27 protein-coding genes are annotated in these 22,780 nt (G+C 37.4%); 14 read left to right on the top strand and 13 right to left on the bottom strand.

Annotation, left to right across the window (positions count from 1 at the left end):
• Nucleotides 1-492 precede the first annotated feature (492 nt).
• Nucleotides 493-1,575: an FUSC family protein gene (locus AC4G3L_RS15815; RefSeq protein WP_491077953.1), complete on the top strand. Its 1,083-nt coding sequence runs from the start codon at nucleotides 493-495 to the stop codon at nucleotides 1,573-1,575.
• 355 nt (nucleotides 1,576-1,930) lie between these two features.
• Here the strand turns inward: AC4G3L_RS15815 and AC4G3L_RS15810 are convergent, their stop codons facing one another.
• The 4 genes from AC4G3L_RS15810 to AC4G3L_RS15795 form a co-directional block, all read right to left on the bottom strand.
• Nucleotides 1,931-3,679 (bottom strand): ABC transporter ATP-binding protein, encoded by a 1,749-nt coding sequence (locus AC4G3L_RS15810; protein WP_491077952.1) that lies wholly within the window; start codon nucleotides 3,677-3,679, stop codon nucleotides 1,931-1,933.
• A gap of 58 nt (nucleotides 3,680-3,737) precedes the next feature.
• Complete coding sequence (gene ntdP, locus AC4G3L_RS15805; protein WP_491077951.1) at nucleotides 3,738-4,268, bottom strand: nucleoside tri-diphosphate phosphatase; 531 nt, start codon at nucleotides 4,266-4,268, stop codon at nucleotides 3,738-3,740.
• A 360-nt stretch (nucleotides 4,269-4,628) separates the two neighbouring features.
• Nucleotides 4,629-4,883 carry a YgaB family protein gene (locus AC4G3L_RS15800; protein ID WP_491077950.1) on the bottom strand — a complete coding sequence of 85 codons (255 nt, stop codon included), beginning with the start codon at nucleotides 4,881-4,883 and terminating at the stop codon, nucleotides 4,629-4,631.
• A 156-nt stretch (nucleotides 4,884-5,039) separates the two neighbouring features.
• On the bottom strand, nucleotides 5,040-5,228 hold the full coding sequence (locus tag AC4G3L_RS15795) for a gamma-type small acid-soluble spore protein (RefSeq protein WP_491077949.1): 189 nt from the start codon (nucleotides 5,226-5,228) through the stop codon (nucleotides 5,040-5,042).
• A gap of 142 nt (nucleotides 5,229-5,370) precedes the next feature.
• On the opposite strand from AC4G3L_RS15795, the gene yfhS reads away from it, so the two are divergent.
• Entirely contained in the window at nucleotides 5,371-5,595 is a 225-nt protein-coding gene (yfhS, locus tag AC4G3L_RS15790) for a mother cell protein YfhS (protein WP_491077948.1), read from the top strand.
• A gap of 78 nt (nucleotides 5,596-5,673) precedes the next feature.
• Here yfhS and mutY read toward each other — a convergent pair whose 3' ends face one another.
• Nucleotides 5,674-6,753, bottom strand: a complete 1,080-nt coding sequence (gene mutY, locus AC4G3L_RS15785) for an A/G-specific adenine glycosylase (RefSeq protein WP_491077947.1) — start codon at nucleotides 6,751-6,753, stop codon at nucleotides 5,674-5,676.
• A gap of 177 nt (nucleotides 6,754-6,930) precedes the next feature.
• Here mutY and AC4G3L_RS15780 point away from each other — a divergent pair, with 177 nt between their 5' ends.
• Both AC4G3L_RS15780 and AC4G3L_RS15775 read left to right on the top strand, forming a co-directional pair.
• Nucleotides 6,931-7,911: a metal-dependent hydrolase gene (locus tag AC4G3L_RS15780; protein ID WP_491077946.1), complete on the top strand. Its 981-nt coding sequence runs from the start codon at nucleotides 6,931-6,933 to the stop codon at nucleotides 7,909-7,911.
• Nucleotides 7,912-7,994: 83 nt separating this feature from the next.
• Nucleotides 7,995-8,153, top strand: a complete 159-nt coding sequence (locus tag AC4G3L_RS15775) for a small, acid-soluble spore protein K (RefSeq protein WP_491077945.1) — start codon at nucleotides 7,995-7,997, stop codon at nucleotides 8,151-8,153.
• A gap of 46 nt (nucleotides 8,154-8,199) precedes the next feature.
• Here AC4G3L_RS15775 and AC4G3L_RS15770 read toward each other — a convergent pair whose 3' ends face one another.
• On the bottom strand, nucleotides 8,200-8,517 hold the full coding sequence (locus tag AC4G3L_RS15770) for a YfhH family protein (protein ID WP_491077944.1): 318 nt from the start codon (nucleotides 8,515-8,517) through the stop codon (nucleotides 8,200-8,202).
• Between the two features lie 13 nt (nucleotides 8,518-8,530).
• The gene (gene recX / locus AC4G3L_RS15765) at nucleotides 8,531-9,364 is read right to left on the bottom strand and encodes a recombination regulator RecX (protein WP_491077943.1); all 834 of its coding nucleotides are present in this window, start codon (nucleotides 9,362-9,364) and stop codon (nucleotides 8,531-8,533) included.
• Nucleotides 9,365-9,496: 132 nt separating this feature from the next.
• Between recX and AC4G3L_RS15760 the strand changes: the two genes are divergently transcribed.
• Both AC4G3L_RS15760 and AC4G3L_RS15755 read left to right on the top strand, forming a co-directional pair.
• Complete coding sequence (locus AC4G3L_RS15760) at nucleotides 9,497-9,625, top strand: YfhE family protein (protein ID WP_491077942.1); 129 nt, start codon at nucleotides 9,497-9,499, stop codon at nucleotides 9,623-9,625.
• Between the two features lie 125 nt (nucleotides 9,626-9,750).
• A complete protein-coding gene (locus AC4G3L_RS15755; RefSeq protein ID WP_491077979.1) occupies nucleotides 9,751-9,891 on the top strand; it encodes a YfhD family protein in 141 nt (46 codons plus the stop codon).
• Between the two features lie 81 nt (nucleotides 9,892-9,972).
• Here AC4G3L_RS15755 and AC4G3L_RS15750 read toward each other — a convergent pair whose 3' ends face one another.
• Complete coding sequence (locus AC4G3L_RS15750; RefSeq protein WP_491077941.1) at nucleotides 9,973-10,476, bottom strand: hypothetical protein; 504 nt, start codon at nucleotides 10,474-10,476, stop codon at nucleotides 9,973-9,975.
• Between the two features lie 200 nt (nucleotides 10,477-10,676).
• On the opposite strand from AC4G3L_RS15750, the gene AC4G3L_RS15745 reads away from it, so the two are divergent.
• Complete coding sequence (locus tag AC4G3L_RS15745; protein ID WP_491077940.1) at nucleotides 10,677-12,230, top strand: ABC-F family ATP-binding cassette domain-containing protein; 1,554 nt, start codon at nucleotides 10,677-10,679, stop codon at nucleotides 12,228-12,230.
• 206 nt (nucleotides 12,231-12,436) lie between these two features.
• Here AC4G3L_RS15745 and AC4G3L_RS15740 read toward each other — a convergent pair whose 3' ends face one another.
• The 4 genes from AC4G3L_RS15740 to AC4G3L_RS15725 all read right to left on the bottom strand — a co-directional run bounded on the left by AC4G3L_RS15740 (nucleotide 12,437) and on the right by AC4G3L_RS15725 (nucleotide 16,227).
• The gene (locus tag AC4G3L_RS15740; protein WP_491077939.1) at nucleotides 12,437-13,183 is read right to left on the bottom strand and encodes a metallophosphoesterase family protein; all 747 of its coding nucleotides are present in this window, start codon (nucleotides 13,181-13,183) and stop codon (nucleotides 12,437-12,439) included.
• A 117-nt stretch (nucleotides 13,184-13,300) separates the two neighbouring features.
• Nucleotides 13,301-14,440, bottom strand: a complete 1,140-nt coding sequence (locus AC4G3L_RS15735) for a zinc-dependent alcohol dehydrogenase (protein WP_491077938.1) — start codon at nucleotides 14,438-14,440, stop codon at nucleotides 13,301-13,303.
• A 98-nt stretch (nucleotides 14,441-14,538) separates the two neighbouring features.
• The gene (locus AC4G3L_RS15730; protein WP_491077937.1) at nucleotides 14,539-14,958 is read right to left on the bottom strand and encodes a ferritin-like domain-containing protein; all 420 of its coding nucleotides are present in this window, start codon (nucleotides 14,956-14,958) and stop codon (nucleotides 14,539-14,541) included.
• 714 nt (nucleotides 14,959-15,672) lie between these two features.
• Nucleotides 15,673-16,227 (bottom strand): general stress protein, encoded by a 555-nt coding sequence (locus tag AC4G3L_RS15725; RefSeq protein WP_491077936.1) that lies wholly within the window; start codon nucleotides 16,225-16,227, stop codon nucleotides 15,673-15,675.
• A gap of 154 nt (nucleotides 16,228-16,381) precedes the next feature.
• Here AC4G3L_RS15725 and AC4G3L_RS15720 point away from each other — a divergent pair, with 154 nt between their 5' ends.
• Nucleotides 16,382-16,699: a DUF948 domain-containing protein gene (locus AC4G3L_RS15720; RefSeq protein WP_491077935.1), complete on the top strand. Its 318-nt coding sequence runs from the start codon at nucleotides 16,382-16,384 to the stop codon at nucleotides 16,697-16,699.
• Between the two features lie 286 nt (nucleotides 16,700-16,985).
• Nucleotides 16,986-17,348 (top strand): VOC family protein, encoded by a 363-nt coding sequence (locus tag AC4G3L_RS15715; RefSeq protein ID WP_491077934.1) that lies wholly within the window; start codon nucleotides 16,986-16,988, stop codon nucleotides 17,346-17,348.
• A gap of 102 nt (nucleotides 17,349-17,450) precedes the next feature.
• On the opposite strand, the gene AC4G3L_RS15710 is transcribed toward AC4G3L_RS15715, so the two are convergent.
• Nucleotides 17,451-18,080 carry an HAD family hydrolase gene (locus tag AC4G3L_RS15710; protein WP_491077933.1) on the bottom strand — a complete coding sequence of 210 codons (630 nt, stop codon included), beginning with the start codon at nucleotides 18,078-18,080 and terminating at the stop codon, nucleotides 17,451-17,453.
• Between the two features lie 299 nt (nucleotides 18,081-18,379).
• Here AC4G3L_RS15710 and AC4G3L_RS15705 point away from each other — a divergent pair, with 299 nt between their 5' ends.
• The 5 genes from AC4G3L_RS15705 (at nucleotide 18,380) to qoxD (ending at nucleotide 22,587) form a co-directional block, all read left to right on the top strand.
• The gene (locus AC4G3L_RS15705) at nucleotides 18,380-18,523 is read left to right on the top strand and encodes a BA3454 family stress response protein (protein ID WP_491077932.1); all 144 of its coding nucleotides are present in this window, start codon (nucleotides 18,380-18,382) and stop codon (nucleotides 18,521-18,523) included.
• A gap of 320 nt (nucleotides 18,524-18,843) precedes the next feature.
• Nucleotides 18,844-19,737, top strand: coding sequence for a cytochrome aa3 quinol oxidase subunit II (gene qoxA, locus AC4G3L_RS15700; protein ID WP_491077931.1), 894 nt, complete (start codon nucleotides 18,844-18,846; stop codon nucleotides 19,735-19,737).
• A gap of 21 nt (nucleotides 19,738-19,758) precedes the next feature.
• Complete coding sequence (gene qoxB, locus AC4G3L_RS15695) at nucleotides 19,759-21,702, top strand: cytochrome aa3 quinol oxidase subunit I (protein ID WP_491077930.1); 1,944 nt, start codon at nucleotides 19,759-19,761, stop codon at nucleotides 21,700-21,702.
• Nucleotides 21,699-22,295: a cytochrome aa3 quinol oxidase subunit III gene (gene qoxC / locus AC4G3L_RS15690; protein WP_491077929.1), complete on the top strand. Its 597-nt coding sequence runs from the start codon at nucleotides 21,699-21,701 to the stop codon at nucleotides 22,293-22,295. Before qoxB ends, qoxC begins: the two co-directional genes overlap by 4 nt.
• Nucleotides 22,296-22,299: 4 nt before the next feature.
• Nucleotides 22,300-22,587 carry a cytochrome aa3 quinol oxidase subunit IV gene (gene qoxD / locus AC4G3L_RS15685; protein ID WP_491077978.1) on the top strand — a complete coding sequence of 96 codons (288 nt, stop codon included), beginning with the start codon at nucleotides 22,300-22,302 and terminating at the stop codon, nucleotides 22,585-22,587.
• The last annotated feature ends 193 nt before the right edge of the window (nucleotides 22,588-22,780 follow it).

Here is a 22,780-nt window from a genome sequence, read left to right as displayed (position 1 = left end):
CCCGCAGCAGCTACACTTATGTCTCGAGCGTCTAGGCCCTGAAGCTAGATTGAATAAAAAGCTGAAACGACTGTAACGAGGATCAAAGACTAAATGCGCCACGTCCTGTGGCAACGTCTTTGTGACCAACATCCTGTTGGCCTCCGACAAGCATAAGGGAGAGGCACGCAGGGAGTGCATCCTCCCTAGTGGCTACCCTTCAACCAAGTAAAGAGTCCGTTCCACTACACGGTGGGCGGTCTCTTTTCATTTTTACACTTTCTTGGAAGTGTCCTAATTTATTTACTTCTAATGGGTAGTCGTGATAAGGGAAGAAAAGGGAAACCATGGGTCAGATGCATGCCTTTCCGAATAAAGGGAAAAGTAGACCAAAGTAGTATTTTACCTTTATATCTTGAACATCTAGGCAAAACCCTGTATAGTACAGTCATGCTTTAGATATAAGTAAAAAATGACCGTAAACAACTATGAATAAAGGAAGAGGTAGTTTTTATGAAGGTTGGTGCCCGAGTCTTTAAAACGGGGATAGCCATTGTGATTGCCATTTATGTGGCGACAGCATTTAATGTACCAGCCCCCGTATTAGCCGGTATTTCAGCCGTATTTGCTGTTCAGCCTACCATTTATCGTTCGTACCGAACTTTAATCGATCAAATCCAAGCAAATATAATTGGATTTCTAATTGCGATTTCATTTGTATTATTATTTGGGAATGAGCCTTTATTAATAGGTTTGGCTGCCATTATAACAATTGTTATCAACTTACAACTTAAAAATGAAAACCAACTGACTATTTCACTTGTAACATTAATCTTAATTATGGAGCAACAGGACGGCAATTTTACTGAATTCGCATTTTGGAGAGTCGCTGCCATTTTAATTGGGATACTTTCCGCATTTACCGTAAACCTTGTCTTCATTCCTCCAAAGTATGAAACAAAGTTGTACAAACGGATCAGCACTACGACAGATGATATCTTACAATGGATAAGAATTGGGTCTCGAAGTTCAACCGAACATTATCGAATGAAAAAAGATATTAAACGCATTAAAGAGAATGTAGCCAAAGCTGATACTTTGTACTCCCTGTATAAAGAAGAACGTGAATCTTTCTGGAAAAATACAGTTGCTAAATCTAGGAAACTCGTCATCTACCGGTATATGATTGCAACAAACAAACGTGCACTTGATATATTGAAAAGATTGCATCGTTTTGAAAATGAATTCCATCAAATGCCGGAAGATTTTCAAATACAGGTCCATCATCAATTAGATTTGTTGTTGAGAAAACATGAACATATTCATCTCACACTTTTAGAAAAAGTAAAACCCGGACAAATGCTTGAAGAAGCTGCTGACAGATATAATAAACAATTGCTGATTGATATTGTGAAGGGATTCCGATTAAATACAGACGAAGAATCACCCGTATACTATCATATGGTTACACTCATCTCTTCTATACTTGAATATGGTGATTATTTGGAACACCTCGAAATGCTTGTAAACAGCTTTCACTGTTATCATAAATCAGAGAATAAATCGGTTCAGCTCACTGATGATGATCGATTATAATTAGTCATTAAAGGACATCCTAATGCCAGTAAAAAAGGCATTTAGGGTGTCCTTTTGTAAATCTCAGCTTGTCTTATTCATCATCATTCACCCATACTTTCCTGAGTACTCCCTCATCCCTATGAAATTTACTCAAAAAGGTACGACCTGGACGCCGCTTCCTATAAATCTCCTATTCTTCTATAATAGATCCATCCGTTTTTGTACTCCACATAACTGCGCTTTATCTGCAATTTAAAAGGAGGTTTTCCTCATATGTTGAAGAAAACCTCCTTTGAAAATCTATATCCTGATCCTTTTTATATGACTTTCCAGTGATGATTAAGTGCCACATCCTCTGTATTCAGTTAAGCAGCTACGCATCAAGCTGTTGAACCTGAAACAGATTATAATAAGCCCCTTCTTTAGCTATCAATTCCTGATGTGTTCCTATTTCGACGATTCGGCCATGTTCAATCATGACGATGCGATCTGCGTGTGTAATGGTCGATAATCTGTGCGCAACGATAAAAGTAGTCCGATCACGAGAGAGTTTTTCAAGTGCCTCCTGAATCAGGTGTTCACTTTCCAAATCAAGTGCAGAAGTCGCCTCATCTAAAACAATTATAGAAGGATTTTTTAGAAATACACGCGCAATCGATATACGCTGCTTTTGTCCTCCAGATAACTTGACGCCCCTCTCGCCTACCTTGGTTTCGTATCCACTCGGTAAATTGCAAATAAAATCATGAGCATTTGCCGCCTTTGCAGCCTCATATACTTCTAATTCTGTCGCTTCAGGCTTTCCAAGTAATATATTTTCACGAATCGATTCACTAAACAATATACTGTCCTGCATCACCATTCCAATGTTATCCCGCAGTGAACGAACCTGGACATCTCGAATATCCACTCCATCCAATAAAATTCGTCCGTCCGTCACATCATAAAATCTTGGAATCAAACTAACCAGAGATGATTTCCCTCCTCCGCTCATACCGACAAGTGCTATCGTTTCTCCTCGTCTCACTTCGAGATTAATATCAGTCAGTGCCATGTTTTCATCCTCACCATAGGAGAACGATACATGATCGAATGTAATAGTCCCCTGAACATCTTTACATGGACGTGCTTCTGGTTTGTCTTCAATATCATATGGAACATCCAAAAATTCAAACACACGGTCCATGGAGGCAAGTGACTGGGTCAGTGTAGTGGATGAGTTCATCAATCTTCGCAAAGGTCCATACAATAAGTCAATATAGCCGACAAAAGCAACCATTGTACCTAATGTCATATTCCCATTGATGACTTGATATCCTGCAAAAAGAATAACAATTAAAGGAGCAATATCCGTAATCGTATTAACAGCTGCAAATGATTTGGCGTTCCAGTTAGTATGTGTTAATGCTTTTTTTAGAAAATTCCCATTCACTTTATTAAATTGCTTTTGCTCATGGTCTTCAATCACAAAACTCTTAATAACCGCCATTCCTTGCACACGCTCATGGAGATATCCCTGTACCTGAGCAAGCGCCTGCGATCGATCTCGTGTCAATTCTCTCAGTTTTCCAAAGAAATATTTAATCGAAAATGCATAGAGCGGCAATAGAAGCAATGACACAAGGGTCAATTTAACATCAAATGTAAGCATAATCCCAATGGCAATTAAAATTGTTACTAAATCAAGCCAAACATTCATCAGGCCAGTAATAACAAAATTCTTTGTTTCTTCAACGTCATTAATTACTCTGGAGATAATTTCCCCCGCTTTCGCATTGGAGTAATACTTAAAGCTTAATTTTTGTATATGACTGAACATTTTATCGCGGATATCAAATAAGATTTTACTTGATGTCCATTGGGCAAAATATTGGCGATAATATTCTACCGGAGGTCGTACTACCAAAAAAATGAAAAACATGAGTGCCATTATCATATAGAGCTTCCTCAACTGCTCTTCTTTTTGCAGAGCATTGGCACCAATAATATCATCAATTACATAGGCCAATAAGGCGGGTGTCAGCAATGGAATCGCAAATTTTACAATACCAATTAAAATCGTACCGATGATTTGCCACTTATAAGGCCGCACAAACAACATATATCTCTTTATACTATTCATCGAGTAGTCTCTCCCATCAAGCATAAAAACCTGTCCCTAAATAAGACAGGCCTCTTTTTCATTTTTTAATTGTTAAATAACGTTTATACCAATTATGAACGAACTCCTGAGAAAACGGTCCCTTTTTCGCTCGAATCATACTGATCAGCTTTTCCACATTTCTCCTGAGAATATGGTCAATGACATTAGGATAGCCCATTTGCAATTTATGATCCTCGTATTCATCTTCGTCCAAAAGATTATAAGTCATATCAGGGTATACCTTAATATCAAGATCGTAATCGATATATTTAACCGCTTCCCCATCGAACACAAATGGAGAACTTAAATTACAGTAATAGTAAATTCCATCCTCACGCAGCATGCCGATGATATTAAACCAGTACTGTGAGTGAAAGTAGGTAATAGCCGGCTCTCTTGTCAGCCATGTCCTACCATCAGATTCGGTAACAAGAGTTCGGTCATTGCAACCAATTACGATAAATTGGGTACCCTTTAAAATGGTTGTCTCTTGCCAAACCCTGTGTATGTGCCCATTATGTTTGTAACTGTGTATTTGAATTTCTTCTCCTTCTTTCGGTACTCGCACGTTGTATTACCTACTTTCTCTCCCTATAGGGCAGGGACTTATATACCGTCTCTGTGTTCGTAATGACAATATATTAACCGTTAAATTAAGATGCCTTTTTCCGTATTCTTCTATTATTATAACGATTCAACTGCAATTTTAAAACAAAGAGCCATCATGAAAAGAGAGATAAGCCGTAAATAGTTGAACATATGGTACCTAATCCGCTATTTTGGTCATTTTTTTATATGAAATAATAATCTTATAACCGGGAATAGTCGTTTACAAACATGAGTTTTTGATTGAAGAGATATAAGGAGGAATAAAAATAAAAGAACACCCTTGCAGATGCCCTAAATGTTTTCTATATTTCATGTCTATTTATAGTTCCGAGACCGACTTAGACTGGTAGCTTTCAATCACTTTTTCCGTTAATTGCATAAAAATGGTTTGAATTGAATCTAATTCTCTTTTCATTTCGCTTATATCATCTTGGACAGAAAGTAAATCAGCGTTGTTCTTTCGAATCCTCAGTTCCTCCTCTAAGTCCATATAACGGTCAAGTTCCATTTGCATATGTAATAGCTTATCCATAATTTCCATCTGTTCATTAACCAACTCTTCAAAACTCTTCATACCCTACACCACCCAAAATAAGTATAAGAATACATTTCTATAATAAGCCCCAAATACCTTTGACTTATTCTGTAGCCTTCTAAGAAGTTTTGTCGAGCAGGTTAAAAAGCACTTGCCTACTAATGGCAAGTGCTTTTCCCCTTTTGGGTTTTTACATTATTGTTGTCCGTAGTTACCGGAGTTTTTAGCTTTGTTTTGCTCCGCTTTAGCGTTTGCTTGTTTCACGGATTGTACATCAGTTTCACTAGCAAATTCAGAACCAAATTGACCTTGGCTTTGACCTGCAGATTGAGCGTTTTGTTGTCTCACTTTGTTTGCATTTGTTTTTGAACTGTTGTTAGCCATTAATATCACCTCCACACCTATTAATGTATCCAACAGTGGTTTTCATATACAAAAGAGTTTTACCATTTTTTTCTTGGAGTGCCTTTCTCAATTGCACGGCAACCTATATAGATATTTGACCTAAGAAATGAGGCGAAATGAAATGTTTATAGGCAGAGATATGTCAGAGTTATCCATGATCCCTAAGCGGGAATGGAAGGATGATGAACTGGAATATTACCATCATTCATTCCAGCAAATTATGCCCTATTTAAACGTAGAAGGACATACGATACAAAAAGAAATTATTGAAGAAATTGAAAAAAGGGGAGGTCTGAAGAGACAAGAGGCTACCTGGACACAGGGAACGCGAATTTCCTATGATTAAAAATTAACCCGGCACTGTGCTTAATCTCAAAAGATATTTTGAGATTAATTCACACAAGTGTCCGGGTTATTTTTCAATTTATCCATTGAAGACATATGTTTCATAAATTTTTTGGTGAGATACAGGTAAAGCATACCGTTGTAAATCCTCATCCTTTATATACGCCACTTTATGTGTGTCGCTTTTAAAATTCTCTAGATTGTTTACAGTGGCTGTATATATATCAATTTCCCAAACAAGATGTGAAAACACATGATTGATATGGCCTATTGGAGTTAAATGTTCTAATTCAACCAGATTTTGTTTCGCAACCATTTCTTTCAGCTCTTTTATATCCCCCGTTGATTCATAGCTGGGGAATTCCCATAACCCTGCTAAAAGACCCGATTCAGGGCGTTTTCTAATTAAAATTCTCCCAGTTCCGTCGGTTATAACAAGTGCAGATAAATGGATGACTTTTGTTTTTTTCGCTTTCGTTTTCACTGGAAGCTCCTGTTGAATTCCTTTATCAAATGCCTGGCAATGCTCTCTAACCGGACATAACAAACAGGCAGGCTTACCAGGAACACAAATAAGCGCACCCAGTTCCATCAGTGCCTGGTTAAATTCCGATGTATGCTCCGGGTCGATTAATTCACGAACGGCAGTTTCAAATATTTTACGGGTGGCAGGCTTTGCGATATCATCATATATTTCTAATACCCTGGAAATCACTCTCATGACATTTCCATCCACTGCAGGTTCCGGAACACCATAAGCTATACTTAAAATGGCACCCGCTGTATATGGGCCGACACCTTTAAGTTTTTTTATCTCTTCAGGTGTGTTTGGTACGATTCCACCATAATTCTCCTTTACCTCTTTAACGGCACTGTGCAAATTACGAACCCGGGAATAGTAGCCAAGGCCTTCCCATGCTTTAAGGTACCTTTCTTCATCAGCCTCCGCAAAATCTTCCAGTGTCGGAAACCATTCCATAAAGCGTTCGAAATAAGGGATGACGGTATCCACACGAGTTTGCTGGAGCATGATTTCTGAAACCCAGATACGATATGGATCTTTATTTAATCTCCATGGGAGCTGTCTTTGTTCCTCAATAAACCAATCTATAAGATCTTTCCTGAATTTTTCTATATTACAACTAACAAGTGTCTTCACGTTTCCTCCTGTTTATGTTAAAAATTAATGGAATAGGGAATAAATTAAGTAATTACTAAAGGGGTATTACAGATTCCCTTCATTTTAAAACAACATGATTGGTATGAAAAGTAATTAATATTTGGATAAAAACCTTTAGTTATCTCTTTAAAGTCAGTCGAAAAAGGAGGATGCAATATGGATACCGGTACACATCTGGTAATGGGTATAGCACTTGGCGGATTAGCCACATTGGATCCACAAGTTGCCCTCCATACTTCAACAGCAACTGCTGTAATGATTGGTACGATCCTTGGCTCCCAGGCACCTGATATTGATACAGTCCTTAAAATGAGAAATAATGCAGTATATATACGCAATCACCGCGGGAGAACACACTCCATCCCATTTGTGATTCTATGGCCTATTTTAATTACAGCACTTATTTCCATCTTTATTCCAGAGGCAAATACTTTGCATCTATGGATATGGACTTTTTTAGCGGTATTTCTTCATGTGTTTGTAGATATATTTAACGCTTACGGAACACAAGCCATCAGTCCTATCTCTTCCAGATGGGTCGCACTCGGGATTATTAATACATTTGATCCTTTCATATTCGGCATTCATATCGCTGGACTTATTTTATGGTCTTTCGGCTTTGATCCGGGTCCGACATTCGTAATAATTTATATTATTATTGTTGGCTATTATATAGCCCGTATTTTTGAATCCAGAAGCTTAAAAGCTCGTATACGCTTGCAGCTACCTAACTCACGACGCATCACACTCTCACCAACTATGCGTTATCATCGTTGGAAAATAGCTGTTACTACACCTGATAAGTATTATGTGGGGGTCGCTGAAAATCGTGAAATTCAATTTTACGATACTTTTGAACGGATGCCTTTGCCAGAAAGCCCTATATTAGATGCTGCATTAAAAGATGTTAACTTAGCGGCCTTTGTCTCTTTTTCACCCGTATACCGATGGGAAATGGATTATCAGGATCAGATGCATATCGTTCGATTCATAGATTTACGCTACCGCAGCAAAGGACGCTATCCGTTTGTAGCGATTGTCCATTTAGATGAGAATTTAAACATTATCAACTCATTTACCGGGTGGGTTTTTACGGAAGAAAAACTTCAAAAGAAATTAAATATGATCACTGGTTAATCAGGAATGCTTTTACATGAATGGGCGGAAACGATTTATGAATACTAATAAAGCACCCATTCCAAAATGAGAGGTGAGATCCTTTGAGAAACAAAGCAAAAGGCTTTCCTTATGAACATGATAATAAATTTAATGGTGAACCACGTGCTAAGTCTGAGTATGCTTCAAAAAGAGCAGATGGAAGTACCAATACTCATCCCCAGGAGCGAATGAATGCATCTGGAGAGCGAGATTCCGAATAAACACAAAAGAGCTTTCTGGAAATTTCAGAAAGCTCTTTTTACCTCTTTAATTTAATTTCAAAAGTAAAGAAATAGGCAGTCCTTCTTCTTCACTTTGGTGAAGACGATACCCCCAAGCAAACACACCTTTTAGATAATCAACCTTAAAGTATTCTCCCGGAGCTCCATCTATGCCGTATATTTCACCTATTGGAAAATCTGCAGAGTTTAACGTATAAGCCTTTGCCATAACAGCTCTCCTTTTATGTACGGCAAATTCATTAACCATCCCTAACTGTTCAGCTTTTCTTGCTTTCTCATTTAAATCTGCGATAGTTTGTCGAAGTTCATATTCTGTCATCTCACTGAATTTTTTCTCCTGCATACCCTTTCCCCTCTCAATCTAACTCAAAATCTCCGTTGTCAATTCTCTCTTTGCCCAAATTCAAGAAATGATTAATTAAATCCATATCAAAACCCTTTCGAAAAAGGGCCATTCTCATTTTTTGATTATAGGTCAGTTCTTCCTGCTGAGCATATTTTCTGTGGAATTTGGAGCCAATTTTTATAAGACTCTCCCACTCCGCATCCTTGTCGTCCACAGCGATTTTTTCAGTCGCCGATTTCGCAAGGTTCATCGAGAAGCCTTTCCGTACAATAAATTGAATCGATTTCTGCTTCGCTTCTTTATTTGAACCCTTACTTTTATTTAATGTCTTGCTGGCCCATTCTTCAGCATTTTTTCGCTGCAGGTCATCTGTATATTGACTTAAAGCAGTCTGTTGATCTTTTTCTGAGATCCCTTTATTAATCAATTCAGTCTGAATCACATTAGGACCTTTTTTACTGACATTTATTTGTGTTCGCACATAAGCTTTTGCATATTCTTCATCATTGACATATTTATAATCCCTCAGCTTATGCATCACTTCATCAATTACGGCCTGTTCCCATTCCTTCTCTGTTAAATAAGAAACAACCTCATATTCTGAACGTATCCTATAAGAAAGATAATTGATGGCAGACTGAAAAGCTTTTTGAATATGGTCACGATATTGAATTTCCATGATGGATAATTCATCGACTTCCATGCCCTTTGAAAGTTGCATGCGGACAAGCAAGTCATCGTCGACACTGAATCCATATTTTTCTGCCTGTCCTTCCTCTTTTAAATATATATTGAAACGATTTTTATTCTTTTTTTGTTGTTCGATTTTTGAGATAAGTGGCATTGCTTGCTCGCCTCCTCTTTTAATTAAAACATATATCCTTATCTTAGTCTTTTCATTGATTTTAGAAAATGGATTAAAACATTCATTTATGGAAATTATAGGGATGAAACTATTGTGAAAAGGAGCATGTACATGGATAAGAAGCAACGTGACCAAATGAAAAATCGCCTGACATCAACTCAGGAAGTCCGTTATCAAAAAAAATTCAAAGCAGCAGACCGTGCAGCAGGATATACCGGAGCTAAAGGTACTCGTCCATAAACCGCTTTTATTTACCAGATTAATCACTTGACCTTTGTTGCACTCTAAATAAGAAGATATTCTTCATTAGGAGGTAATCTAAAATGGGCAGATATAACCATAACTTACTTCACGGCAGGGATAGGATGGCAACTAGAAACATGGAGCCATCCTTAAAATCTGACGGACTAGATGTAGAATTCTCCGAGGCACTGGCTGACCATGATGATCTAGTTGCACAAGCTAGGTCCAACGCTGCTGATGCCCGTGCTAAAGCAAGGAAATAAAACGAATTCGCTTGGGACTTTGTAATCCCAAGCGAATTCAAAAAAACCATCCGATCCTAAGAATCGAATGGAACGAACCCATTAACCATTTACTTCAGCAGCTAAATTCGGAGCGATTAAATCTTCTGATTTATAAATTTTACCAATTTTTTCATTTCCATTATTAAATAATTCATTTGCTTTATCCATATTGACATCGCCAGTACCAGATAATTGAATTCCTTTTTCTTTATAAGAATCAGAAATGAACTTTATAGCTTCATCAAAGTCTTTACTATATTTATCTAAACTATCGGGAACCTCTACATCTTTTAATGCATCCACGACAGAATTTGCTGAAGCAGCCGCTTTTCGTTTATCTTCCTCTGTTAAAAGGGACGGATCCTCTGCTCCCTCATATGTATTTAAGTCTCTGTCACTTCCATTAATGGTATTAGCAATGGAAAGGTAAAAATCCAATAACTCACTTTTTACGTCCGATTTTTCACTGTTTGCTTCCTCTTTGGTTTCCTCTTTTGACGAACAACCCACGACTAAGACAAGCAATAAAGCCATAATGCTGCATAACCATAAACCCTTTTTCATACCTTTTACCCTCTTTTCTCTATATTCACACTATTCTAACTGTTGCAGTTAATATGATACAACTTTCAGAAGTATTCGTAAACACCATATTTTACAATACCTGTAATTGCTTATTATCTATGCTTTTATCAAGAAATATTGTACTATTAAATGCGTATAGACCCATTAATTAGACAATTAAGAGTCAGGAGCACAGATAAATGATATTATCCGTAAAAGATTTAAGCCATGGTTTTGGAGACAGAGCCATCTTTAATAAGGTTTCTTTCCGCCTACTTAAAGGCGAACACATCGGTCTCGTAGGAGCTAATGGTGAAGGAAAGTCTACATTTATGAACATTGTAACCGGACAGCTTGAACCTGATGAAGGAAAAGTGGAATGGTCAAAGAAAGTACGTACTGGATATCTTGATCAACATGCTGTTCTTGAAAAAGGCATGACGATCCGTGATGTATTGAAAACAGCATTTCAGTATTTGTATGATATGGAAAATGAAATGAATGAGATTTTTGCCAAGATGGGTGAGGCTTCTCCTGAAGAATTGGAAACCTTACTTGAAGAATCTGGTTTGCTTCAGGACGTCCTTACAAATAATGACTTTTATGTTATTGATGCAAAAGTCGAGGAGATTGCAAGAGGGTTGGGACTCGATGAAATTGGACTTGAACGCGATGTACAGGACTTAAGCGGCGGCCAGCGCACAAAAGTGCTGCTCGCAAAATTATTACTTGAAAAGCCTGATATATTACTTTTAGATGAGCCGACCAACTATCTTGATGAACAGCATATCGAGTGGCTCAAGCGTTATCTTCAAAATTATGAAAATGCCTTTATTTTAATTTCACATGATATTCCATTCTTAAACAGTGTAATCAATCTGGTTTATCATATGGAAAACCAGGAATTGACCCGTTATGTCGGCAATTATGATGATTTTATGAAAGTGTATGAGGTGAAAAAGCAACAGCTTGAAGCAGCCTATAAAAGACAGCAACAAGAGATTGCAGGCCTCAAGGATTTCGTCGCACGTAATAAAGCACGTGTATCGACTCGAAACATGGCCATGTCTCGTCAGAAAAAGCTTGAAAAAATGGATATCATTGAACTGGCGAAAGAAAAGCCGAAACCGGAATTCCGTTTCCGTGAAGCACGCACATCAGGAAAGCTCATATTTGAAACAAAAGACCTTGTAATCGGGTATAATGAGCCACTCTCCAGACCATTAAATTTACGAATGGAGCGTGGACAAAAGATTGCTTTTGTCGGTGCCAATGGAATTGGAAAAACAACATTGCTCAGAAGTATTCTTGGTGAAATTAAGCCGATTTCCGGCCAGGTTGAACTTGGCGAACACTTGTATATGGGCTATTTTGAACAAGAGGTCAAACAAACCTCTAATAATACCTGTATTGAAGAAATCTGGCAGGAGTTCCCTTCCTATAATCAGGCAGAAATCCGTGCTGCTTTAGCAAAATGCGGACTAACCACCAAGCATATCGAGAGTAAAGTTGAAGTACTCAGCGGTGGAGAAAAAGCAAAAGTTCGTCTGTGCAAACTGATTAATCGTGAACACAACTTACTTGTTCTAGATGAACCGACCAACCATCTTGATGTAGATGCAAAAGAAGAATTAAAGCGCGCTTTAAAAGCCTTCAAAGGAAGCATTCTGTTAATCAGCCATGAACCTGATTTCTATCAGGACATAGCCACTGATGTTTGGAATTGCGAATCCTGGACGACTAAAGTATTTTAATTTCATCCTACTAACAACTCACAGCCCGTTAACCTCGGATTCTCATCAAATCCTTGTTAACGGGTTTTTATTTTGCCTTGAAGTCTTTACCCTGCCATAGAAAGACAGGTATAAAATAGGTAAAAGATACTCCCAATGTAGTATTTCTGCAGAGGAATCAGAGGATCATTTAATAAATAAATACACCAGGAGCAATCATTAAAAAGTTATTGTTTTAATTGATTGCCATGAAAAACCTCCAGGAGAAATTCTCGATCCGGAACCTGCAATTTTTCATAAGACGCTAAAAACTCAATATTATCATAAGCAACCTCTTCTAATTGAATATCTATCCTCCCCTCCTTTATATCTATAATTGAATAGCGAGCGCTTGGTTTTGAGTTGCACCCTAATGAACCTGGATTCAAAAAGATAGTATGGTCACTTTCGAAAAAATGTCGTGGATGATGATGGCCAAAACAGATTAAATATTCTTCCTTCTCTTGAAATAAAAGGCTGATTTGATGGAGGTCCGGCTCAACAATCCGACTAAAAGGGTCTTGGCTGATAGGATCATTTAATTTCGTTGGCTCAATATGATAATGGGTAAAAAATATCGACTTTCCTTCGACTGTTAGATTGATTGTCCGGGGCAGTTGCTCTAATTTGGAGATGAAATCCTTGTCCATTTTATTCGCTATCCATTGATGATGTTCCTTGGCGTCGGCATGACTTAACGGGTATTCTTCTCCTTTAAGAAGGGCTAAAACCGCTTCATCATGATTTCCCGTAATCATGGATACATCATTCCTGATAAACAACATTTCTAAAACTTCATTTGTATCCGGACCAATTGCAATCATATCTCCTAAACAATAAATATGGTCAATGGCCCGTCTCTTATCGAGTTCATTAAGAACTGCTTTTAAAGCAGGTGAATTCCCATGAATATCAGCTATCACTCCAATTTTCACATCAGATATCCCCTTTTCTTTTTTACGCAATATTATAACCTATTTGCAATTGAACGCATTTAATAAAAAAACCAAGCATCCCCATTAAAGGAGTGAAGCTTGGCTTTCCTCTTGTTTTTATGGTTTTAAAACAACCTTCGTACAATCATCTTCATGTTCATTAAAAAGGGAATACCCTTTGGCTGCGTCTAACAGTGGTATTTTATGTGTAACAATTTCTGTAGGATCAAGTTTTCCTTCTTCAATCATTTTGTATAATCGAGGCATGTAGTGCACAACAGGAGCTTGTCCCATCTTCATCGTAATATTACGGGAGAAAAATTTCTCCAACGGGAACATATTATAAACGGATCCATAAACACCGGTAAGTTGCAACGTACCAAATTTCCTTATCGCCTTTGTTGCAATTTGGATAGCACTTAACGTCCCACCCTGCAATTTTAACTTTTGCTCTACTTTTTCAATTGTTGATTTTTTCCCGTCCATACCAACACAATCAATGACGACATCTGCGCCGCCCTGTGTAATTTCTTTTATATAGCTTCCTGTATCCTGATAATTATTGAGATTAACCGTTTCAACTTTATTCATTTTCTCGGCTTGTTTTAAGCGATAATCCAAATGATCAACGGCTATAACCCGTTTAGCACCTGCCATGAATGCAAATTTCTGTGTCATTAATCCGATTGGTCCACAACCAAGCACTACGACTGTATCATCAGGTTTTACTCCAGCATGCTCTACACTCCAAAGGGCTGTAGGCAGCACATCAGACATAAATAACAAAGACTCATCCTCTAATTCACAGGATTCTGGTATTACAAATGGCATATAGTTTGCAAACGGAACTTTTAAATATTCTGCCTGGCCTCCGGGATGATTCCCATATCGCTCTGTATATCCAAAATAACCGCCAGTATCTTGGTGTGGATTGGACTCAGTATGGTCGCATTGGCTTTCCATTTCATGCTGGCAATAATAACATTGACCGCAGGATACATTGAAAGGAATAACTACCCGGTCGCCTTTTTTTACTTTGGTGACCTCAGGACCGACTTCTTCTACGATTCCCATCGGTTCATGCCCGATAATATATCCTTCCCTTACCGGCATATTCCCTTGGTAAATATGAAGATCCGATCCACAAATGGCCGTGGAGGTGATTTTGACGATTATATCATCGTTTTTTTCAAGCTTTGGATCTTCTACTTCTTTTACTTCAATTTTTTTGGATCCTTGATACGTTACAGCTTTCATGTTCCATCCTCCCATTTAGTAAATTATTGTTAGTTTCCTTATTCCCAAATGGGAGGTCGCTTATGCAGAAAATATTAAATTATTTGCCCCATTGCTCCTTATTTATTCTTCATATAAAAGTAAAAGAACAAAACTGCGTGCTTTTGCTCGTCCTTAGCTGCACGTGTAAACAATTCTCTAGCCGCTTTATTAATAGTTCCTTCTGCTACTGAAAGGTAGAAATCCACAGTATATTTTTCATCTCTTAATGCTGTTTCAAGACCTCGTAGATAATCATCCTCGCAAGGTTCTATCTGCTTTGGCTTCGGATCAATCCCTGATATGCCAGTATAGAGAACTACCAGCTCTTTTAAATGGTTAATCTCATCATTTCTGATTTTCATTATTTGCTCTTGCTCTTCATCTGTTGGTGCTAGCTTAGCTAATTTTTCATAACACTTAATAGCACTGTACTCCCCGTTTATAGCCAATTGGGTCTGTTTTACTAAATTATTTATTGGTTTGGGTCTCGGTTTCATATTCCTCACACCTTCTTTTTATATAATCTATTTTATGCAAACCGCCACTTATTTTCCTTCTAGTCAGGAAATTATTACCATTATATTTTCAGGTTTTTGTTATTTAAATCCGGGTATATAAGAGAGGTAACGGATAAAATATACTCGTGGTTATCTACGGGACGTAGTTCCAATATAAGAAACATACATTTGACAAATAAATTCTTTGAGTATACAATAAGAAGATATAATTTTAAAGTAGTGACTTGCACATAGATATGTAAATAGATATGGCATTCTACAATTTATGTTTTTAGGAACACTTATTCACGCTGGATCGGCTTCGGAGCCGTAAGGATATAAGAGAGGTAGGGCTTATATCGTTTAAGTAAAAACGTCCAAGTGGAATAGATAACCGCGGCAATTTACATCATACACATAAATAGACACCAATAAATGACAGGTTGTTACTTCATTTCAAAATTATCTAATTAAATCGAAACGAATCAGGCTATTGCTTGGTTCGTTTTTTAATTATGAATAAATGAGGCTGGAATATATGGTTCAGCTAATAAAAAAAAACCGCACTATTTTCTAAAACTCTCAACCAGAGTTTGAATAGTTTGGTTTTATTGTTCTTCAGCTGTTATATACCTTCTAATTATTAGGCTTTAGAAGTGTATTTTTAATTCTGTCACAGCCTCGTTTTTCTTCAAAATAAGTGATTTAGTATACTTATCTTTTCTTATTAAGATCCTCATCGTTAACCGGATTGATCACGACTTTTACTTCGCGTTGTGCTTCCACTAATGAATCAACCGATTTGTCGTATCTGTCATGACCCGTGTATTTCTTTCTTGCTGCCGGATCAACTAAAATAAGAATTTTTCCTTTTTCCACTTCTGTAGCATATTCTGCTGCCGTTTCTTTAGGGATTCCCAAACCAACCAGTGCACCCGTCAAGCCACCTGCACCTGCACCAGCTGCAATGCCTCCCAATGTCGTGGCAATCGGCCCTGCTGCAACAATCGGCCCAATTCCTGGAATCGCTAATGCACCTACACCAGCAAGTAATCCTGTTAGTCCTCCCAAAATTCCGCCAGTAGTTGCACCCGCTGCCAATCCAGTATCTACATTTGTATCCGTTTTAGTTGTAATATGTTCAGCCTTTTTCTCATCCTTAACCACTACGGAAATATCTTCTTTTTTATAGCCCTGCTTTTGTAAATGTTCAACTGCTCGCACAGCATCCTGTCCGGTATCATAAACACCAATAACATCTTTATCCATTCTAATCATCCTTTCTCTAAAAAGTTAATATATGGTTTTAATACCCACCTGAGCTTTTATTAATCATATATTAGATTAAATCATATGTTACTTACCGTATAAATATGGGTAAGATATAGTTAAAGTAGGAATTTTTTTCAAAGGAGGTTTGGGCATGATAATCGTTTGGATTAGTATAGGAGTTATCGTTGGATCAATCGTATATCTTGGTATAAATGCTTTTCGAACCTTTAAGGAAGCTAAACCAACCATTAATGAGATACAGGCAACCGTTACACGAATACAACAACAAACGGATGGTATTAAATATGAAACAGATCTCTTATCAAAACAGCAGCAAACTATTATGAGCGATGTTGAATATAAAAAAAGCGCCATTACCTATCCGATCAACCAAGCAAAAGGGATTGTCCCTTCTGCAAAAAGATTATGGAAGAGTACGCCTGTAGCTAAATTAATCTCTAATAAATGATAAATGCATTACTTTACTCCGTGAAGGTTTATTTAGATTAGGAAACCATTAAAACGCATTTGAATTCACCTATGAATTCAAATGCGTTTTAATTATTTCATCAGAGTCATCAGAAGAACTAAAATACCGCAAAATATCTAAATAAAATCTTGAGTAATGCTTATCAGCTACGATAAATAATCTATATTCTTATGTTTGTATTTATAAATATATAATAAACGAGAATAGATAATGAGATATTTTTCCAAAATTATTCAATAACCATTTGTTAAGGAAGGCCTATTATATGATATTGGGTTTACACCAGGCTCAGATCACAATTCCAAAAGGCGCTAAAGAAGGAGGGAAACAATTTTATTGTGAAGTTCTCGGTCTTGTAGAAATAGAAAAACCTGATTCACTAAAGGGACGCGGAGGATTCTGGGTCACAGCAGGAGATAGAGATATACATATAGGTACAGAAGATGAGGTTGATCGATTAAAAACTAAAGCTCATTTAGCATATCAAGTAGATGATTTATCCTACTGGGAAAAGGTTTTGGAGAAACAACATATTCAGATGGTGAAAGGGGTACCCATACCAGGATTAGACCGTTTTGAATTTAGAGACCCCTTCGGAAACAGAGTGGAAATGATACAAGTTATTTAATACCACACCCTGTGTTTAAGGGAAAAATAAAGGCTCAGGAATTTTCCTAAGCTCTTTTTATCGTACTTTGTGTCTTCGATTCTTTATTTCTCTCATCGTATTTTATTTGAAAATTTCCAATAAATCTTTCAAGGAATAGATATGGTAATCAGCATCATCTAGTTCACCAGCACCCGCATATCCAAAATGGCAGGCCACTGCCGGTATACCATGCTCTTTTGCAGCATCAATATCAGACGACCGGTCTCCAATCATAAAAACATCAGATTTATTTAAATGCTGAAAGTGTGCCGTTAGAATATCCCCTTTCTTTCGGCCGCCTACCCCTTCAATACACAATGGTTTATGAAATAAATCGCTCATTTGCTGCGAGTTCAGTATTTCATTTAGATAAGCCGTTGAACAATTACTTGCTGTTGATAAAATATGCCCTCTTCTTTTCAGTTCAGTTAATACTTCTTTGGCAAAGGGAAGCAGTACATTCTCATTTTTCAATGTTTGCAGTAATTTTTCCTCAGAATCACTCTGAATCGAGATTGCCTCTTGCTCTGTTGCATCAGGAGCCAAAAGTTCCCAAAACTCCTTACGCGGCAACCCAAATGCCGATTGTATCTTTTTTGGCTCAGGCACTTTCAAATGCGGATATTTCTTGATTTTAGCTTGAATTATAGGTATACTCAATCTCGTTGTCTCCACCAACGTACCATCTAGATCGAATAATAATATAGACAAAATAATCCCTCCGAACTTTTATTGAAATAATAGGAAGAAATATATGGAGTTATCCTAAAAATTGTTATATAATTCCTTTAACCTCTCAATTTATTCCATCGGCCAATTACTAAGTTTATTTTTATTCAAAAAAGGGAATAGTAATATATCCTCTTGACTGACAAACCGTCCATTAAAGAAAAACTTCTCTTCACTTATACTCTAAAACCTTGGAAAAACACCAATATTTTAGATCCACCAAAAGATGCACTTAGATGCGTCTATTAAACATTTTAAAAGAATAAAAGGAGTAGAATTATATGGTAAATGTTACAGTCTTAATAGATTTCATGGGAAAATGCTATCAAACAAATGTCCTTGCACCGCGAGATACTGATGAATCAGAAATTAAACAGGTAGCCTATGAGCAAGTCCGTAAGCAATGGACACCAGTAGCTAAATAAGTGTTTCTTTTTATAATTTTAAGCTATCGATTCTAATCGGTAGCTTTATTTATTTTCAATTGATCTTCTTATATTACACTTTTATTTCTCCCCTATTTTGTAAGATTCAAACACCTCAGGAGTACTTTCAACCTATTATCAAATTGTTATCTAAAAAAGTAAAATCCCCCTGATATCATCTTTACCCTTTCTCAAAATTCCCAAATAAAACCTTGTTAAATATAAGGGTTATCATTTGAATTTTGGATATTTTAAATCTTATCATAATAGTATAAATACTTTATCAATATAATAAAAATCATTCAAGAAAGGAGACTATCATGAAGAAAAAATGGACTTTATTCACTATGTCTTTGGCAACTTTATTGGCACTGGCAGGTTGTGACTCTTTAATGGTATTGAACCCCAAAGGGCCACAATCAAAGATTCTTTCCGACACAATTATTTTTTCAATGATTGTGATGGCTATTATCTTAGTGGTTGTTTATACCCTTTTCATTTATATGATTGTGAAATATCGAGCATCTAAACAACCTATTGATTATGTCCCGCCATACGAAAAAGGAAATATATGGTTGGAAGTTATTTGGACTGCCATTCCTATCCTTATTGTAATAGTCCTATCAGTAGTTACTGTCATAACCACCTTCCAAGTGGAAAGTACACCAGCTGGATATGAAGACGAAGAACCTTTGGTGATTTATGCATCTTCTTCCAACTGGAAATGGCATTTCAGCTATCCAGAAGAAGGAATTGAAACGGTCAATTATGTAAACATTCCAACCAATCGTGAAATTGAATTTCGTCTATATTCCTTTGGACCAATCACTAGCTTTTGGGTTCCACAGCTATCAGGTCAAAAATACGCAATGAGTGATATGGTTACGACCTTAAGAATCGCAGCAGACGAACCAGGTTCTTATTTTGGGCGAAATGCAAACTTTAGTGGTGAAGGCTTTGCACAGATGGAATTCGAAGTATTAGCCCAGTCACCAGAAGAATTTGATGAGTGGACAAAAGAGGTTCAGGAAACAGCTGATCCTTTAACTGAGAAGGAATTTAACAAGCTGCTTGATATGGAAGTAATGGGCAGAGCTACTTACACTTCCACACACCTTGATTTCAGTCCGGCTCCTGTATGGCCATTCCATGAAAACAATGATGATGCAATAGATGGCACAGATACAGAAACGGATGAACACAATCATGAATAAATCAGGAAAGGAGATTTGACCATGAAATGGGATGAATTTTTTGTAACTGGCGATCCACTCATATATGGAGCAATGGTCAGTATAGTAGTAGTCATGCTGGCAATCATCATCTTTCTAACCTATACCAAAAGATATGGTTGGCTGTGGAGTGAATGGTTAACAACGGTAGATCATAAACGCATTGGTATCATGTATATACTTTCTGCGTTCCTTATGTTATTTCGCGGTGGTGTTGATGCTTTAATGATGCGTTTACAGCAAGCGACACCAAATATGGAGTTTCTTCATTCACAACACTACAATGAGGTATTTTCTACTCATGGAGTCATTATGATTCTTTTTATGGCTATGCCATTTGTACTGGGAATGATGAATATTATAGTTCCTTTACAAATTGGAGCCCGTGACGTTGCTTTTCCGGCGCTGAACGCCTTAAGCTTTTGGTTATTCTTTGTAGGAGCTATGCTTTATAATTTATCGTTTATCATTGGTGGATCTCCAGATGCAGGCTGGAGCGCCTACTTCCCTTTGGCAAGCAATGAATTCAGTCCAACTGTTGGACACAATTATTATTCAATCGCCATCCAGTTATCCGGTCTCGGTACACTGATGACGGGGATTAACTTTATCGTAACTATTATTAAAATGAGAGCACCAGGTATGTCCATGTGGAAAATGCCGGCATTTACTTGGTCAGCTTTGATTACATGTATTATTATTTTGTTCGCTTTCCCTACCTTCACCGTGTCACTCGCCCAAATGATGTTTGACCGATTATTTGGGACACAATTTTTCTCTACCACAAACGGTGGTATGGACATGCTTTGGGCAAACAACTTTTGGTTCTGGGGACATCCTGAGGTATACATCGTTATCTTGCCTGCTTTCGGTATTTTCAGTGATGTCATCTCTACTTTCGCACGTAAAAACCTTTATGGATATAAATCAATGGTATTCAGTATGATTGCCATCTCGTTACTATCATTCCTTGTATGGACCCATCACTTCTATACAATGGGACACAACGCAACAGTAAATAGTGTATTCGCAATTGCTACAATGGCTATTTCTGTACCAACAGGTATTAAAATTTTCAACTGGCTGTTTACTCTGAGAAAAGGAAAAATTGTATTCCCTACAGCCATGCTATTCTCACTAGCCTTTATACCGATTTTTACAATCGGCGGTGTAACAGGGGTTATGCTGGCGATGTCCAGTGCAGATTATCAGTACCATAATACCATGTTCCTGGTGGCTCATTTCCATTATGTATTAATTCCAGGTACTGTATTTGGATTGATTGCAGGAACGTATTATTGGTTCCCAAAAGTTTTCGGCTTCCGTTTAAATGAAAAAATCGGAAAAATTAGTTTTTGGATGATTGCAATATTCTTTAATGTGACATTCCTTCCGCTATTCTATTTAGGCTTGGACGGTATGGCACGTCGGATGTATACCTACTCCGAAGCAACAGGCTACGGACCACTGAATTTAGTAGCAAGTATTGGAGCGGTAGGTTTAGCAATCGGCTTTGCACTGGTTATCTATAATATTATCTATAGTGCATTCAAGAGTCCGCGTGACAGACAGGCAGACCCATGGGATGCACGTACATTAGAATGGTCTATTCCTAGTCCGGCACCTTTTTATAATTTCGCTGTTATGCCAAACGTTAAACACGTGGATCCTTTATGGTATTCCAAAACCCATAATGAACCGCTTTATGAAGATGAAATACAACCTATCCATATGCCAAGCAATACAGGAAAACCAGTCATTATGAGCATTTTCTTCTTCCTCTCTGGTTTTTGCTTAGTATTTAGCTGGTGGATTCCAGCTATTATATTTGGGATTGGTGTATTCGTCACGATGGCTGCTAAATCCTTTGAACGAGATCCTGGCTATTATGTTTCTGTTGAGGAAATAGAAGGAACGGAAAAAGTATTGAGAGGTGAAAAACTATGAAGATAGACTCTTCTCTTCCATTGGAATATAGCACAGAACAAAATCAATTAAGAATCTTTGGATTCTGGTTATTCCTTGGTGCTGAGATTGCCTTATTTTCCATGTTATTTGCAACCTATTATACGCTCTTTAATGGTACAGGTGATGGCCCTACAGCAAAAGAAATTTTTGAAATTAAAGGCGTAATTATTGAAACCATTGTCCTTTTAACAAGCAGCTTTACTTGTGGTCTCGCTATTCATAGTATGAGACTTAATTTGAAAAAACCGATGATTACATTCTTTATTATTACCATGCTGCTCGGTCTTGTCTTCCTTGGTGTAGAGATCTTTGAATTTATGACCTATATTGAAGAAGGCGCAACCATGCAAACAAGCGGTTTTCTATCCAGCTTATTCATGTTGCTCGGCACACATGGAGCCCACGTAACGTTCGGGCTATTCTGGGGACTATGTATTCTGATTCAAGTCATACGAGAAGGATTTACTGCAGATACAGCTAATAAATCATTTATCTTTTCTCTATATTGGCATTTCCTTGATGTGATTTGGATTCTCATCTTTAGCTTCGTTTATTTGAAGGAGATGATATAGGATGATCAAACAACTATTTCCAGTTAAACATGTTTTAGGATATGTTATATCTTTAATTCTAACAATCATTGCGCTATCTGTAGCCTTTTATGACATATCCTTTACGGCCGGAATGGTAATCCTGTCCATAACCGCCATTATCCAAACAGCTGTACAACTCTTCATGTTCATGCATGTAAATGAATCGAAAGATAAGAAAATACTCTATCTCAATCTAATATATGCGATATTCGTTGCACACGCTATTATCTTTGGAACCATCCTAACCATGATCTGGGGCCATTCACACTAAAAAGCTGATGTGACTGGTCAGGCCCGAAAAGCATAAGACGAATACTCGAAGGGAGGGTTCTTCTCCCGCAGAGTATTTGCTTATGACTCGAGGGACTAGGAGCCGAAGCTGGATTAATTAAAAAGCTGAGACGGCTCGCCCAGAAGCGAGGAGCATAAGACAGAGACTCGGAGGGGAGTTTCATCCCGCGTAG

The organism is Bacillus sp. z33 (assembly GCF_058313615.1).
The sequence above is the reverse complement of the archived record's forward strand: the minus strand, read 5'-3'. Positions and strand labels throughout refer to the sequence as shown.